This window comes from Embleya sp. NBC_00888, assembly GCF_045207655.1.
Lineage (GTDB): Bacteria > Actinomycetota > Actinomycetes > Streptomycetales > Streptomycetaceae > Embleya.
The window spans coordinates 2,710,154-2,724,440 of sequence record NZ_CP108785.1 but is presented as its reverse complement, the minus strand read 5'-3'; the positions used below and the strand labels follow the sequence as shown (position 1 = coordinate 2,724,440).

Here is a 14,287-nt window from a genome sequence, read left to right as displayed (position 1 = left end):
ACTCTCCCTTGGCTCTCGGTGGTCTCTGCTGTCGCGGCCGGGAGGTTCACCGAACCCCGGCCGCGGGTCCTGGGACGACGTCCGGAGGGTGACGAGGCGACTGCGCCGGGTACTCTCGCGGATCGTCCCCGCTCATGACGGCAACCCGGGCTCGCGGGAACGGGGCGCGTGTCCGGGGCGGATCGGGACGTGGACGGCGGGCTGGGCCCGGGCCGGCGGATCGGCCGGGTGGGGTCGGGGAAGGGCCCGATTCCAGGAGAGTCGAGCCGGCCGAGGACCGCAACCGCGCCCACCGCCGCGTCCCCGCGTCCGGAGCCGCCGAGCGCCCGATCCGGGGCCGATCCCGCGCCCGGGCGGGGCGGGCAACTCGCGTGGTGCCGGCGGCAGCCGACCTCGCGGAGCCCGGTCGGCGATGCGGGCATTCGGCGGCGGCGGGCCGCCGTTCGGGGGTATGCCATCCGGGTGGTTCACCGGGCGCGGGCCGCGGTCGCCGGTTCGGGTGGACCCCGACGCCCGCCCGTCGCCTCCGGTCGCCCCGATCGTTGGTCCGAACGTGATCAGCCCCAGCCGCGCACTGGCCGCCGGAATCTTCTCGGCCGCCGCGCTCGTCGCGCCCGCAGCCGTCGCCGTGGCCGCCGAACCCAACAGCGGCGTCACGGTCGTGGTGACCGGCGACGACCACTACGTCGCGGCGGACGGCGTCGTGGTCCGCCACGCTCCCACCGAGCATTCCGCTGTCGTCGAGATCGCCCGGCACGGCGACGTGTTCACCGTGCCCGGCACCCACGTCCCCGACGCGGACGCCGACCGGTACGGCCCGCGTCGGTGGCCGGCGGTCACCAACCGGCGCACCGGCGCGCACGGCTAGGCCCGGTCCGGCGGATCCTGGTGGATCGGGCCGCGTCGTGAGCGCAGCGAGGAGCCCGAAGGGCGGATGCCGTGCGTCGGCGTGCCGGCGAAGCAGCCGCACGGTGGTTGCATTCGGCTGCTTCTCTGTGCGGCGAGGCGCGCTGCCGGGCGGCGCGGACGCACCGGGATCCTCCGGACAGGGCTCGGGTGCAACGCGCCCACCTGCGCGCCGAACCCGCCCGGACCGGCGCCGCGGCCCGGCGAACCGAGCACGCGCCGACCGGCGAGGAAGCCAACCCCGCCGACCTGCGGGCGGGGCGGATGCCGGCGGTCGAGGACGTGGACCCGGCGGTGGTACGCGAGCACGACGAGAGCACGATCGCGACGCCGAACCCGGCCGGGCTCCGGGAGCGGAACGAGCCGGAGCCCGGCGCGCCGAACCGGGCCGGGCTCCGGGAGCGCGACGATCCGCGTCGGCGCCGACCGATCACCCGAACGGGTGTGCATATGCTGGCGGGGCCGTGAACCGGACATGTGGCCCGGCGGCGCCAACGGGAGGAGTGGCCCGATGAAGGTCGGCGTCATCGGTCTGGGCGACATCGCGGAAAAGGCCTACCTACCCGTCGTCTCGACCCTGCCGGACCTGGAACTGCGCCTGCACACCCGTACGCCGGCGACGCTGCGCCGGGTCGGGGAGATCTACCGGGTGCCCGAGGAGCACCGTCACGCCGACCTGGACGGGCTGCTCGCCGAGGGCCTGGACGCGGCGTTCGTGCACGCGGCGACCTCGGTCCATCCGGAGATCGTGACCCGGCTGATCGAGGCCGGCGTGCCCACCTACGTGGACAAGCCGCTGGCGTACAGCCTGGACGAGAGCGCGCGCCTGATCGAGCTGGCCCGGGCACGCGGCGTCGGCCTGATGGTCGGCTTCAACCGTCGGCACGTGCCGGCGTACGCGGAGAGCCGCGAACTGCCGCGCGACCTGATCGTGATCCGTCGCAACCGGGTCGGCACCGCGCGCGAACTGCGTACCGTGACCTTCGACGACCTGATCCACGTGGTGGACACGCTGCGCTTCCTGGTCCCGGGCGAGATCGAGCACGTCGACGTGCGGGCCCGGGTCGTGGACGGATTCGCGCAACACTTCGTGCTGCACCTGTCCGGCGCCGGCTTCAGCGCGATCGGCATGCTGAATCTGCGCAGCGGGTCGGACCAGGAGATCCTGGAGGTTTCCGGTCGGGACGGCACCCGCGAGGTGTACAACCTGGCCGACGTGGTCGACCACCACCAGGGCCTGCCGACCACCCGGCGGCGCGGCGACTGGACCCCGATCGCGCGCCAACGCGGGATCGAACAGGTGGTCCTGACCTTCCTGGAGGCGGTTCGCACGGGCGTCTTCCCCGACCTCGACGACACGCTGCGCACACACGAGATGTGCGAGCTGGTGGTCACCGAGGTGGAGAAGCAACTCGGCTGAGCGGGACGGGGACGCGCATGCGGACACGATGGTCGCCACCGGTCGTCGATCCGGGGCGGCTCGCCGAGCTTGCCGCCGAGATCGAGCGGATCGGCGAGCTCATTCGCCACGGCGGTGGTGTTGGGCCGGGCGAGGCCGAGGCCGCGATGGCCGCCTTTCGGGCAAGAACGGGACACGACCACACGATCGCGGACTTCGTCGATTACCACGGATCACGGTCCCTGGCGGACTTCGCGCTGGAGGCGGCCCGGCCGGCCCGGCCCCGGATCGCCGACATCACCCGGGCGGAACTGGTCGAGATCGTCGAACGCATCCTCGCGGGGGACGCCGAACTCGACTGGTATCTGCTGGTGTTGACGGTCAACGTGGCGCACCCGAGGGTGACCGAGCTGATCTTCGGCGGGCCGGCCGGGGGCGCCGGCGCCCCCGAGTCCGCCGAGGAGATCGTCGACGCGGCGTCGGCCTATCGCGCGATCGCGTTGTGAGCCGGGCCGGCGGGTCGGCTCGGGTCAGAACATCGTGTTGTCGTTCGCGGCGGTTTCCGGGATCGGCTGGATGACGTCCCAGTGCTCGACGATCCGGCCGTCGCGGATACGCACGATGTCCACGAGCGCGCTGCCCCGATCCTCCCGCGATGTGCGCATCAGGCTGTGTACGACGACCAGATCGTCCTCGGCCAGCACCCGCTTGAAGTCGATGGTCAGGTCCGGGAACCGGGCCCCGAAAGCGGTGACGAACTCGACGAACGCGTCGGCGCCGTCGGGAGCGTGCGGGTTGTGCTGGATGTAGCGGGCGCCGAGGTACTTCGCGGCGGCGTCCACCGGCCGCTTGTCGTTGAACGCCAGGTCGAAGAAGTCCTGGGCGATGCGCTTGTTCCGGGCCGGCCCCTCGAGGCGGTCGGAGTCGTCGGATCGGTCGTTCGGAGTGTGCCGTTCGGTGTCTCTCATGGGTTCAGTTCAGCAGCGCGGGGCCCGCGTCGGGAAACACCCGTTCGGATCGGTGGCATACCCTGCGGGTATGGCCGAGGTGGAGCTGCGTGAGCTGCGCTATTTCCGGGTGGTTGCCGAGGAGCTGAACTTCTCGCGTGCGGCGGAACGCCTGGGGATGACCCAGCCGCCGCTCTCCCGGGCCATCCGGCTGCTCGAACGGCGGCTGGACACGGCCCTGTTCGAGCGGGACAGCCACCGCGTGGCGTTGACCGCGGCGGGGGAGGTGCTGCTCGCCGAGTCCCGGTCGGTCCTGGACGCGGCCGACGCGGCCGTACGGCGCACCCGGCGCGCGGCGGCCGGCCCGCCGACCCTGGTCGTCACGGCGAAGCCGTGCGTCGCGACGGACCTGCTGCGCGACCTGGTCGCCGCGTACCGCGTGTTGCCGGCGGCACCGGTGGTGGAGGTGGCGGTCAGCGGCTTCGGCGAGCAGTCGGACATGGTGCGCGACGGGCGGGCGGACGCCGCGCTGCTCAGTGCGCCGTACGACGTCCAAGGGCTCGAACTGGAGCATCTGCTGGGCGAACCACGCGTGGCAGCACTGCCTCGGGTCCACCCGCTGGCCGCCCGGGAGACGCTGACCTGCGCCGATTTCGCGGACCTGCCGATGCCGAGGTGGCCGACCGCGAGCGTGGTCGAACGCGACTACTGGGCCGGGCGCGACCGGGCGCCGAATCGGGCCGGCGAGCGGCCCCGGGGTCCGCTCGTCCACGACAACGCGCAACTCCTGGAGTGTGTCGCGCTGGACCAGGCCGTCGCGCTGGTGTCGACCTCACTGGCCGAACGCAACCCGCGCCCGGACATCGTCTATCGGCCGGTCTCGGACGCGAGCCCGTTCACGATCGCGATCGCCTGGCGGCAAGGGGCCCGGAACCCGTGGCTCGCCCGGCTGGTCGACGTCGCGACGAAGGTGGCGGCGGAGACGGAGGCCCGCGGGCTCGATACGGGCGCGGAACTTCCCGTCGGTCGGCCCGGGTAGGGCGCGACGTCAGCCGGCTCGGGGCGGCAGTGCGCCGGCGGCCGACAGCGCGGCCACGGTTTCCGGATAGCGGCCCCGCGTCGCCCAGTCGATCGGGGCGTAGCCCGTGCCGTGGTCCTCGCGCAGATTGGGATCGGCGCCGTGTGCGAGCAGTTCGCGGACGGTCTCGGTGTGGCCCCAGCAGGCCGCCGCGCACAGCGGGGTGCCCTCGGAGCCGGATCCGCTCTCGGTGTCGGGGGCCGCGCCGGCCTTCAGCAGGAGCGCGACCACGTCCGCGGCCCCGTGCACCGAGGCCGCGTACAACGGCGTGGTCCCGTAGCGGTCCGGCTGTTCGGGATCGGCCCCGGCCCGCAGCGCCGCGGTCGTCTCGGCGAGGCGGCCGAGGCCGGCCGCGCCCACGAGCAGCCTCGACAGTCGTTTGCGCTCACGATGGTTCACGCGGCAGAGGGTAGTGGGCCGGTCGCCACCGTGCGCGGGGATTTAGCGGGTGGTGCGCGCCGAGGGCGGGGCAGCGGCCGGCCGCGCCGCCGGCCGATGGAGCGGGACCGGGTCGGGGAGGGGCCGGCGACGGGCGCGCGGGAGCGGGCGGGTGCGGGGCGGGTGCGGTGTCTCGGGAGTGCGGGTCAGTAGGTCGTTTCCGCCGCGCCGCCGGGTGGGTTGCGGCGGGCGGCGCGGGCGGCGCGGGCGGCGGTGATCCTGGCCGAGACGTCCACCCACGTGCTCCCGTAGTCGCGGTCGAGGCGGTCGCGCTCCTCCGGGGAGAGGTGTTCCAGGGCGGGCAGCAGGTCGCGCTGCTCGTGGACCAGCAGGCCGTCCATCGCGGACGCGGCGTCCTGCGCCTCGTCCTGGAAGCCCGGGCCGTCCGGGCCGAGCCGCTCGGCCGAGTCCAGGAAGCCCTCGATCCGGCGCGCCTGCGCGATGGCGTCGTCGACGTACCCGCTGCGGTGCCCGTCGGCGTCCCGGATCGCCGGATACAACACCCGTTCCTTGGTCGCGATGGTCGCCCGGATCGCGTTGTCGGCCTCGTCGAACAGGGCGACGGTGCTCTGCGGGGTGGCTCGCCACCGGCGGATCAGCTCACGAAGGTTGCGGTTGTCCAGCACGACTGTCTCCTTGCGCGACTCGGCTCACGCGGCCGCTCGGCGCGGACCGGCCACGACCACACCCCGTGCCACTGCCCTTTTCGGGACGGATCATCCCTTGGCCGGCACCCGGAAGGCCGCCCTTCCGAGGTGGTCGGCACCACGAAGTCGGGGTCTGTCGGGTGTTGCCACGCCGGCCGGCCGTGGGCGGGTCCGGGCGCACCCGGAGCGGCTCGACCCGTTCGGCGGGATGCGCGGCGGTCCCGGGTGAAGTGCCGGCCGATCTCCGCCCCGCGTCGACGACCGAGCCGGCATCGTGGTGCGGGTGACTGAGCCCTCGCGCACCCGACTCGCCCGGACCCTCCTCGCGACAGCCGCTGTGGCCGCATTGCTGACCGCGGCCGGCTGTTCATCGGACGATCCGGTCCGGTTCGAGGACGGCGACCGATCCGATTCCGTCGACGGGGTGCCCGGCCGGGGGTTCGCCGATGTCACGTTGACCCCGGAAGGCCCGTTGGACGCACGGCAGTTGTCCGCCTCGGCGGACATCATGCGCAAACGCGCGGCGACGAGCGGCCTGTCGGTGAAGGACGTGACGGTCCGGGACGGCACATTGCTGCTGCGGGTCTCGCTGACCAAGTACGGAGCCGAGACGAAGCAGCGGATCGCGGCGATCGCCGGCGCCGGGCAACTGACGGTGCGTCCGGTGACCAGCGCGACACCGGTCCAGGCGACCGTACCCGGGCAGCCGGGAGCCTCGGCGCCCGCGGGCCCACCCGAGTGCGCGGACTCGGCGACGCCTCGGGCGGACGTCCCCGGCTCGGAACTGATGGCTTGTGACGCCAAGTCGATGGAGAAGTACGTCCTGGCGCCCGCCGTGATCACCGGCACCGACGTCTCCGGGGCCGAGGCCCGGCCGCCCGCGAACGGCTCGCCGAGCTGGGAAGTGAGGATCAAGTGGACGGCCAAAGGCCAGGACGCCTTCACCCGGGTCACCTCCGAGGCCGCCGGTGGCCGACTGCCCACCAACCGGATCGCGATCGTCTGCGACGGCCGGCTGTTGATCGCACCGACCGTGCAGTCCGCGATCCCGGGTGAGGCGGTGATCAGCGGGTCCTACACCGAGGCCGACGCGCGACAATTGGCGGCGACGATAGGCGCGGGAACGCTGCCCGCGGGATTCACGGTCGGCGCGTACGTCGAGGGCAAGTAGTAGTAGTAGTGGGAGTTGCGCCACGGTCGGCGCGTACTTCGACGGCGCGCGGACGCCCGCCGGACAGGGCCTAGGTCCACAGGCTCGCCCAGGCGTGGGCGGCGTGGGCGAGGGCTTCGGCGCCCCAGACGCCGTCGGCCGCCTCCTCGTCCCAGCGGCGTGCCTCGGCCAGCGTGAAGGCGCGTACGCCGTCCGGGGTCGCGTCGCGCCATCCCGGGGTCCGGGACACCCAGGCGCGGGCCTGTTCGGGAGTGTGGCCACCGGCGGAGACCAGCCGCAGGCCCCATAAGGCCGCGTCGATCCACGCCGGGCCGAGCGCGGGCCAGGCCCAGTCGACCAGGCGGGCCCGGGTGCCGTCGACGAGGACGTTGCAGGCGGCCGGGTCGGTGTGCAGCAGGGACGTCCCGGTCAGCAGGTGCTTTTGGGCCGGGCCGCACCAGTACCCCCAGCGATCCCACGCGCTCGGCAACCGCAGTCCCGGCACCGGACACCCGCCCAACTCGGCGAGCGCGTCCACCACCAGGGCCAGGTCCGGCGACCCGGGTGTGTAGTCCGCATGGCGACCGTCGATGCCCTCGAACGCCAGCAGATGCCACCCCGCGACCTCCAGCCGCCACAACACACGCGGAGCGCTCGCGGGAAGGAACGCGTTCACCCGTTCCTCCTGGTCGAGTTCGTCGACCGGCTCCCAATGCGATCCCCACCATCCGGACACCTCGCCGGCGGGAGCGCCGACGAGCACGGGGGCGGGCCTGCGTTCGCGCTCGCGCTGTGCCTTGACGAAGACGGTCCGACCGTCGGGAAGTGTCAACACGGCCGACGCACCGCAGTTCGCGCCGCCCACCGTGTCCGCCACCACGGGTTGCACGCCGAGCCGACCCCGCACCGCCTCGCGCACCCGCACCGGAAGCCGATCCCACCCCACGTGGGCGATCGCCACGTCAGGACGCCGGAGGCGGCGGATGCTCCGGCGGCGTCGGCGGGTTCTTGTCCGGTGACCTGGGCCCGGGCGGACGTCCCGGATTGTCCGGCGTCGACGGCCCTCGCGGAGACGTACGCCCCTGACGCATCATGCATCGCAGCGTAGACCCGGGTGCCGACCTGCGAACAGGGCCCGAGCGCGGTGATCGTCACCGTCGGTTCGAAGGAAACCGCCTGGCGCGGAGGTTGTCGTCCCGGCATGCTGGGGCGATGTTGATCAGGGAAGCCGGCGCAGCCGACTGGGCGGGCATCTGGCCGTTCTTCCGCGAGATCGTCACCGCCGGGGAGACGTTCACCTATCCGCTGGATCTCGGTGTGGACGAGGCCCGCGAGTGGTGGCTCCTGGCCGCGCCGTTTCGGACCGTGGTGGCGGTCGACGAGGACGGGGCGATTCTCGGTACGGCGAAGATGAATCGCAACCACATGGGCAACGGTTCGCACATCGCAAGTGCGAGCTACATGGTCGATCCCGAACGCTCGGGCCAAGGCGTCGGCCGGGCGCTGTGCGAGTACTCGATCGCGTGGGCCCGGGCCCAGGGGTATCGGGCGATGCAGTTCAACGCGGTCGTCGAGACCAACGTGAACGCGGTACGGCTCTACCGCAACCTCGGCTTCGAGGTGATCGGGACGCTGCCGGAGGGCTTCCGGCATCCCGAGCACGGATACGTCGGGCTGCACATCATGCATCTCGCGCTCTGAGCGGGCTTCGTGCGCCGGTCGGCTCCAACCGGTTCTCCAAGGGTTCCCCACCGGTTCCCGACCCGTTCCCGGTCGGTTCGGGGCGCGCTCCGCGGTAGGTGACGGGCACGCCCCACAAGGCTCCTGATCGGTCGTCAGGCCCGGAGAGCGGTGCGCAGCCAGGACAGGCGCAGGCCGTCCTGGAAGGCGCCGCCGCCCTCGTGGCCGTTGAACGGATAGACCTCCATGCGCTTCGCCGCCGGGTAGTGGTTGTAGGCGGCGAACACCGTGGACGGGGGACAGGTGGTGTCCATCAGGGCCACGCTGAACAGGGCCGGCGCGGTCGCACGGGCGACGTGGTTGACCGCGTCGAAGTAGCCGAGCGTACGAAACGCCGCGTCGACGTGGTCGCGGTGCGCCGCGAGGTAGCGGGTGAGTTCGCCGAACGGGCCGGTCGTGGCGATCTCGGCGCCGCGGCGGAAATGGCACAGGAACGGCACCTCGGCCACCACGGCGGTCAGGTCGGGAATCAGGCCGGACATCGCGAGCGCGATGCCGCCGCCCTGGCTCTCGCCGACCATCGCGATCCGGGTCGGGTCGACGGCCGGGTGGCTGCGGGCCGTCGCGACGGCGCGGACCGCGTCCACGAACACGCGGCGGTAGAAGTACAGGTCCGGATCGGTGATGCCGCGGGTCATGAAGCCCGGGTGGGTGGGGCCGCCGCCCGCCGGGGCGTCGTCGCCGGTACCGCCGCTGCGCCACACGCTGCCCTGGCCGCGCACGTCCACCACGAGATGCGCGAACCCGGCCGCGGCATACAGGAGTTGCTCGTGTGGGAGGCCGCGCCCGCCACCGTATCCGGGGAACTCGACGACGCACGGCAGCGGGCCGTCGCGGTGGGTGGGCAGGACCAGCCAGGCGTGCACGCGCTGGCCGGCGTACCCGGCGAAGGACACGTCGTGGACGTCCACCGCGGTCAGCGGGCCGGCCTCGGGGGTGAAGGTCGGGTCGAGGGGGTGTGCGGCGGCGTCGGCGAGCGTACGCGTCCAGAAGGCGTCGAAGTCATCCGGCTCGGTGCGAACCGGTCGAAAACCTTCCAGTTCCGTCAACGGCAGGTCGCTCAAGGGCATGCCGTGCTCCTCGTTCCTGTTCGGGTGCGATCGATCGAGTGCCCGGGGGATCGAGTGCCGGCGATCGTGTCGTCGGCCAATTCTGCACACCGCCGGATCGGCGTGATCAATCGGGGCGAACGCGGCCGACGCGAGCGCCGGACGCCCCGGAACCGCCGCCGTTCCCTCAGGCTTGACACCCCGCCCGCGGTCGATCGAGGATCGTGAGCGGCATCGAACGTCGGCACCGATCGGGTGCGGCGCACGAGGTGCCGGGGTAATGCCTTGGAGGCATGCCACCGTGTCCGTTCACCTGAACCACACCATCGTCCTGTCCCGTGACCGGCGAATCTCCGCCGAGTTCACCGCCGGGATCCTCGGTCTCGAAGTAGGCCCACCGATGGGCCCCTTCCTGCCGGTCACCGTCGCCAACGGCGTGACGCTGGACTTCGCGAGCGTCGACCCCGAGACGATCTCGCCGCAGCACTACGCGTTCCTGGTCTCCGAGGCCGAGTTCGACGCGATCTTCGAACGACTGCTCGCCGCCGGTGTCCGCTACTACGCCGATCCGCGACTGAGCGAACCGGACGCGATCAACCGGCACGACGGTGGTCGAGGCGCCTACTTCCTCGACCCGAGCGGCCACTACCTGGAGATCATCACGCGCCCCTACGGCGGCGGCGAGGCGGACGCGGAGGACTGAGCGGCCGAGCATGTCGCGTCCGCGCGTGCTCCGTTCGGGCGCCGGCATCCCCGACCCGAACCCTGAGACGCAACGCTTCCCAGGGGCGTATGTATCCATCGGGGTAGGCGCGGGGGCGTACTTTCGTCCTCCTGTTCGTGCGCCGTCGGGAGTAGTACCCCTAGGGGCGGGTCCTCCCCAAGCAGTAACGGCAGTACCTACACACGACTGATTCGCGGCCTGTTGATCGCCCCTAGATTTAAGGAGACGAAGACGAGGATCCGGCCGCAGGGTCGCAGAGTCGAAGATGAGAAAACGGGGACACCATGAGCGCCGCAACCAAGTCGGGGACAGTAGCCGCGTTCATGCGCTTCGTCCTCTTCGGTGGTGGTACCGGACTGGCGTCGAGCGCCGCGCTCGTGGCCCTGTCCGATCACCTGTCGATCGCCGTCGCCAACGCCGTGGTCACCGTGGTCTTCACGCTGCTGGCCACCGAGTTGCACAGCCGGTTCACCTTCGGCGCGGGTCGGGCCCGCGGCCGGGTCCACGTCCAGTCGGCGCTGTCGGCCGCGGTCTCCTACCTCTTCACCACCGGCGCGATGCTCGCGCTGCACGCGGTGCAGTCGGCTCCGGGGGTGCTCAAGGAGCAGGCGGTGTACCTGAGCGCCTCCGGCGCGGCCGGGATCGCCCGCTTCCTGTTCCTGCGGTTCGTCGTGACGGGCAGGGAGGCGAGTGTGCCGGGCGTCGCGAAGGGTGCGCCGACGACGGTGGCGGTTTCCGTTCCGACCGGCCTCGCCGTTCCCGCCGTCGCCGCTCCTGCCGTCAGCGCTCCCGCCGTCGTCGCGGCTCCGGTACCGGCTCCGGCTCGGGTCGTGCTTCCGGCCTGGTCGGCCATCGTCACGGTGGCCCTCCCGGCCGCCGCGGCGCGGCCCGTGCCCACCCGTGCGTCACTCGTCGCGACGGCCTAGCAAGATGTTCCCGCCGACAGGAGTACCGGTATGACCCGCGCCGCCGCCGAGCACTACGAGCGACTCCTCGCCGAGAACTACACCTGGATGTTGGGTGGCGACCTGGCGCCGATCGTCGCTCGGCAGGCCGAGTTGCTCACCGGGCTGGGTGTCGCCCCGACCGAGACGTCCGCGACCTCGGTGGATCTGGGCTGCGGGCCGGGCAATCAGAGCCTGGCCCTCGCCCAACTGGGCTTCGACCGGGTCCTCGCGGTCGACACGAGCCGAACACTGCTGGAGGAACTCGCCGGATACGCCGCCGACCTGCCGGTGATCGAGCCGGTGCACGCGGACATCCGCACCGTTCTGTCCGAGTTGACCGCGCCGGAGGAGGTCGCGGCCGTGGTGTGCATGGGCGACACCCTCACCCACCTGCCCACGAAGGACGACGTGCGCGCGCTGCTCGTGGACATCGCCCGGGCTCTCGCACCCGGCGGCCGGCTCGTCGTCACCTACCGCGACCTCACCGAAACCCTGCACGGTATAGACCGGTTCATCCCGGTACGCAGCACCCGCGACCGGGTGTTCACCTGCTTCCTGGAATACCCGGACGAGGACACGGTCCTGGTCCACGACCTGCTGCACATCCACGACGGCAGCGCCTGGACCCAGCACGTCGGCAGCTACCCCAAGCTCCGGATCGCGTCGACCTGGCTCGCCGACCGCTGCGAGGACGTCGGCCTGAAGGTCGAACACAACGAACCCGGCCCACGCGGCATCCAGGTCCTGGCGGCGCACAGGCGGTGACGGCCGCACGGGGGTCACGGCCCGGCGGCCCGCGGATATTCGCGTGCGGTTGGCGCGTTCGCCGTGATACCCCAGGCTCCCATGGAAGATCTCGAAACCACACGCCTCGTGCTGCATCCACTGACCGTCGCGGAGGTGGAGCGGGTGGTGGCCGGCACCCCCGGCGAGGACGCGCACTGGGCGCCGGGGTATCCGACGCAGGGCGACGTGGTCGGCGGCCGACGTTTCCTGGACACGTGCGCGAGCAGCGGCGATCCGGGTGTATTCGGCAATTACGAGATCCGGCGCCGGGACGACGGGCGGGCCATCGGTGGGCTCGGCTTTCACGGAGCGCCGGACGCCGACGGTACGGTCACCGTCGGCTACGGCCTGATCCCGGACGCCCAGGGCCACGGCTACGCGACCGAGGCCCTGCGCGAACTCCTGCGCTTCGCCCGGGCGGCGGGCGCCACACGCCTACTGGGCGACACCGCGCGGGACAACATCGCGTCCCAGCGGGTGATGGCGGTCGTCGGCATGCGGCTGACCAAGGAGGACGCCGCCCTGAAGCACTATGCGATCACATGGCCGAAGCACGACGAGGCCCCCGACGCCACGACCCCCTGACAGCCGGCGCCGACGTGGGATGACGCTTCCTAGGTGCCGGGGATCGCGGTGCGGCGGTAGGCGTCCGGGGTTTGGCCGGTCCAGCGTTGGAAGGCGCGGCGCAGGGCGCGGGCGTCGGTGTAGCCCAGCCGGCCGGCTATCGATTGCACCGGAAGTTCCGTCTCGCGCAGCAGCGCGGCGGCGCGCTCGTGGCGTACGGACTCGATCTCGTCGCGCCAGGTGGTCTCCAGGTCGCTCAGCCGTCGCTGCAGGGTGCGCGGGCTCATCGTCATGCGCTGCGCGACCAGTTCCAGGCTCAGTTCCTCGCCCAGCGCGCCGGCGACCACGGATCGGAACGTGCCGTGCCAGCCCGCCGCGGGTCGGGCGTTCTCCAGCAGGTTGTCCGCGTACCGGCGCAGGATCAGGGCCAGTTCGTCGTCCGGGCCGGGCGGGCGGCGCGGTTGTGCGTCCAGGTCGAGGAAGGTCATCGAGTTCGCGCGGGCACCGAAGTCGATGGCCCGCGTGCCGAACGCCTCGATCAGGTGCCGGTGATCCTTGGGCGCCTCGTGCGCGAGGGCGACGTGTACCGGGACCACCGACGGCCCCCTCGCGTCCCGCGCCCGCCTGAGCATGATCGCCATCGCGAACTCGTCGATCGCGGTCACCGCCGCCGGCGCGTACTTCGCGATTCCGTACGTGATGGTCAGCCGTCGGTCGTCCTCGACCACCGTCATGTCGACCCCGGGGTCGGTCATGGTGGGGAGGTAGCGGGCGGCGTCGCGACAACCGTCGGCGAACGTACCGGCGGTGGTGAACAGGTAGTCCCACACGTGCAGCCGCCCCTGTGCGGCCGTCTCCCCGGTCCGGATGCCGGCACCCGCCGGGCCGGCGTGCGTGATCAGTTCCCATGCCCGGACCACGCTCGCGGTGGGTACCCGCAGCAGCGGGTCCGCCAGCGTCTCCGGTTCGAAGCCCGGCAGAAACGCGAGTTCGCTCCGGGCCACCCCGGCCCGCAGGGCGGCATCCCGCACCACGCGCGCCATGTGTGAGGAAACCGTGTACTCGATCACCGCCGGAGCATATCCGGGCGGTCAACCGCAACACCGATCCGGGATCTGTCGCGGATGGTCCCCTGGTCGGCGCGAAGTGTCCCCCTGCTCGGCGTCGAGTGTCCCCCGTCCCGGCGCGGGATGTCCCCCCGGTTCGGGTGGCGGGTACGACTCGGCGGCGGTCGGAATCCGTGCGTGGGACACGAATCCGGCCGCCGCCGAGGGGAGCCGGTCGTTGTCGGCCGGCGGGTCAGGGGCCGACCGTGCCGTCGATGCCCTCGCGCAGGAGGTCGGCATGGCCGTTGTGCCGGGCGTACTCGTGGATCAGGTGGAACATGACCAGACGCAGCGACACGTCCTCGCCGGACTTGGCGTTGTGGCCGGTGACGTCGAGGGACTCGGCGGCGGTCTCGATCCGGCGCGCGTGCTCGATCTCGGTCTCCCAGGCGGCGAAGGCCTCCGCCCGGGTGGACGTACTCGCGTCGTAGGCCACCTGGAAGTCGCCCCGGTCCGACCACACCAGCGGGATGTCCTCGCCGTTGATCACCCGACGGAACCAGGCCCGTTCCACCTCGGCCATGTGCCGGACCAGGCCGAGCAGGGAGAGCGTCGAGGGCGGCATCGACCGGCGGCGCAGGTCCTCGTCGGAGAGGCCGTCGCACTTCATCGCGAGCGTGGCCCGGTGGTAGTCGAGGAAGGCACGGATCATCTCGCGCTCGTCGGCGATCACGGGCGGGCTGGGGCGTTCGGTGGGCATGGTGGCTTGCTTTCGATCGGTGGTGGGTGGGCGGCGCGGGGTGTTGGCGCGACAAGCCATCATGCCGTGCGCTCCGATGTCGTCGATCGAACACGGTGCGCACGAT

The 14,287-nt window shown here is 72.2% G+C and carries 18 protein-coding genes; 11 read left to right on the top strand and 7 right to left on the bottom strand.

Annotated features, from left to right (window positions below; genetic code table 11):
- Positions 1-553 precede the first annotated feature (553 nt).
- The 4 genes from OG948_RS46255 to OG948_RS46240 all read left to right on the top strand — a co-directional run bounded on the left by OG948_RS46255 (position 554) and on the right by OG948_RS46240 (position 2,811).
- The gene (locus OG948_RS46255; RefSeq protein WP_331771019.1) at positions 554-868 is read left to right on the top strand and encodes a hypothetical protein; all 315 of its coding nucleotides are present in this window, start codon (positions 554-556) and stop codon (positions 866-868) included.
- Between the two features lie 188 nt (positions 869-1,056).
- A complete protein-coding gene (locus OG948_RS46250; RefSeq protein ID WP_331771018.1) occupies positions 1,057-1,374 on the top strand; it encodes a hypothetical protein in 318 nt (105 codons plus the stop codon).
- A 43-nt stretch (positions 1,375-1,417) separates the two neighbouring features.
- On the top strand, positions 1,418-2,326 hold the full coding sequence (locus OG948_RS46245; RefSeq protein WP_331771017.1) for a Gfo/Idh/MocA family oxidoreductase: 909 nt from the start codon (positions 1,418-1,420) through the stop codon (positions 2,324-2,326).
- A 17-nt stretch (positions 2,327-2,343) separates the two neighbouring features.
- Complete coding sequence (locus tag OG948_RS46240; protein WP_331771016.1) at positions 2,344-2,811, top strand: hypothetical protein; 468 nt, start codon at positions 2,344-2,346, stop codon at positions 2,809-2,811.
- A 24-nt stretch (positions 2,812-2,835) separates the two neighbouring features.
- Here OG948_RS46240 and OG948_RS46235 read toward each other — a convergent pair whose 3' ends face one another.
- Positions 2,836-3,273, bottom strand: coding sequence for a nuclear transport factor 2 family protein (locus OG948_RS46235; RefSeq protein ID WP_331771015.1), 438 nt, complete (start codon positions 3,271-3,273; stop codon positions 2,836-2,838).
- A 70-nt stretch (positions 3,274-3,343) separates the two neighbouring features.
- Between OG948_RS46235 and OG948_RS46230 the strand changes: the two genes are divergently transcribed.
- Entirely contained in the window at positions 3,344-4,291 is a 948-nt protein-coding gene (locus tag OG948_RS46230) for a LysR family transcriptional regulator (RefSeq protein WP_331773526.1), read from the top strand.
- Positions 4,292-4,300: 9 nt separating this feature from the next.
- Here OG948_RS46230 and OG948_RS46225 read toward each other — a convergent pair whose 3' ends face one another.
- Both OG948_RS46225 and OG948_RS46220 read right to left on the bottom strand, forming a co-directional pair.
- Positions 4,301-4,729, bottom strand: coding sequence for an ankyrin repeat domain-containing protein (locus OG948_RS46225; protein WP_331771014.1), 429 nt, complete (start codon positions 4,727-4,729; stop codon positions 4,301-4,303).
- Positions 4,730-4,914: 185 nt separating this feature from the next.
- The gene (locus OG948_RS46220; RefSeq protein ID WP_331771013.1) at positions 4,915-5,394 is read right to left on the bottom strand and encodes a hypothetical protein; all 480 of its coding nucleotides are present in this window, start codon (positions 5,392-5,394) and stop codon (positions 4,915-4,917) included.
- A 304-nt stretch (positions 5,395-5,698) separates the two neighbouring features.
- Between OG948_RS46220 and OG948_RS46215 the strand changes: the two genes are divergently transcribed.
- Positions 5,699-6,586, top strand: coding sequence for a SecDF P1 head subdomain-containing protein (locus OG948_RS46215; protein WP_331771012.1), 888 nt, complete (start codon positions 5,699-5,701; stop codon positions 6,584-6,586).
- Positions 6,587-6,656: 70 nt separating this feature from the next.
- Here the strand turns inward: OG948_RS46215 and OG948_RS46210 are convergent, their stop codons facing one another.
- Complete coding sequence (locus tag OG948_RS46210) at positions 6,657-7,526, bottom strand: aminoglycoside phosphotransferase (protein ID WP_331771011.1); 870 nt, start codon at positions 7,524-7,526, stop codon at positions 6,657-6,659.
- Positions 7,527-7,777: 251 nt separating this feature from the next.
- Between OG948_RS46210 and OG948_RS46205 the strand changes: the two genes are divergently transcribed.
- Positions 7,778-8,266: a GNAT family N-acetyltransferase gene (locus OG948_RS46205; RefSeq protein ID WP_331771010.1), complete on the top strand. Its 489-nt coding sequence runs from the start codon at positions 7,778-7,780 to the stop codon at positions 8,264-8,266.
- Positions 8,267-8,400: 134 nt separating this feature from the next.
- Here the strand turns inward: OG948_RS46205 and OG948_RS46200 are convergent, their stop codons facing one another.
- Positions 8,401-9,375, bottom strand: a complete 975-nt coding sequence (locus OG948_RS46200; protein ID WP_331771009.1) for an acetylxylan esterase — start codon at positions 9,373-9,375, stop codon at positions 8,401-8,403.
- Between the two features lie 280 nt (positions 9,376-9,655).
- Here OG948_RS46200 and OG948_RS46195 point away from each other — a divergent pair, with 280 nt between their 5' ends.
- From OG948_RS46195 to OG948_RS46180, 4 genes are all read left to right on the top strand, one after another.
- On the top strand, positions 9,656-10,057 hold the full coding sequence (locus OG948_RS46195) for a VOC family protein (RefSeq protein ID WP_331771008.1): 402 nt from the start codon (positions 9,656-9,658) through the stop codon (positions 10,055-10,057).
- 305 nt (positions 10,058-10,362) lie between these two features.
- Positions 10,363-11,004 (top strand): hypothetical protein, encoded by a 642-nt coding sequence (locus OG948_RS46190; protein WP_331771007.1) that lies wholly within the window; start codon positions 10,363-10,365, stop codon positions 11,002-11,004.
- A 30-nt stretch (positions 11,005-11,034) separates the two neighbouring features.
- Positions 11,035-11,790 (top strand): class I SAM-dependent methyltransferase, encoded by a 756-nt coding sequence (locus tag OG948_RS46185; RefSeq protein WP_331771006.1) that lies wholly within the window; start codon positions 11,035-11,037, stop codon positions 11,788-11,790.
- Between the two features lie 81 nt (positions 11,791-11,871).
- Positions 11,872-12,396 (top strand): GNAT family N-acetyltransferase, encoded by a 525-nt coding sequence (locus OG948_RS46180; RefSeq protein WP_331771005.1) that lies wholly within the window; start codon positions 11,872-11,874, stop codon positions 12,394-12,396.
- A 29-nt stretch (positions 12,397-12,425) separates the two neighbouring features.
- Here OG948_RS46180 and OG948_RS46175 read toward each other — a convergent pair whose 3' ends face one another.
- Together OG948_RS46175 and OG948_RS46170 are read right to left on the bottom strand one after the other, a co-directional pair.
- Entirely contained in the window at positions 12,426-13,445 is a 1,020-nt protein-coding gene (locus OG948_RS46175) for a helix-turn-helix domain-containing protein (protein WP_406300643.1), read from the bottom strand.
- A gap of 229 nt (positions 13,446-13,674) precedes the next feature.
- On the bottom strand, positions 13,675-14,181 hold the full coding sequence (locus OG948_RS46170) for a DinB family protein (protein WP_331771003.1): 507 nt from the start codon (positions 14,179-14,181) through the stop codon (positions 13,675-13,677).
- Positions 14,182-14,287 lie beyond the last annotated feature (106 nt).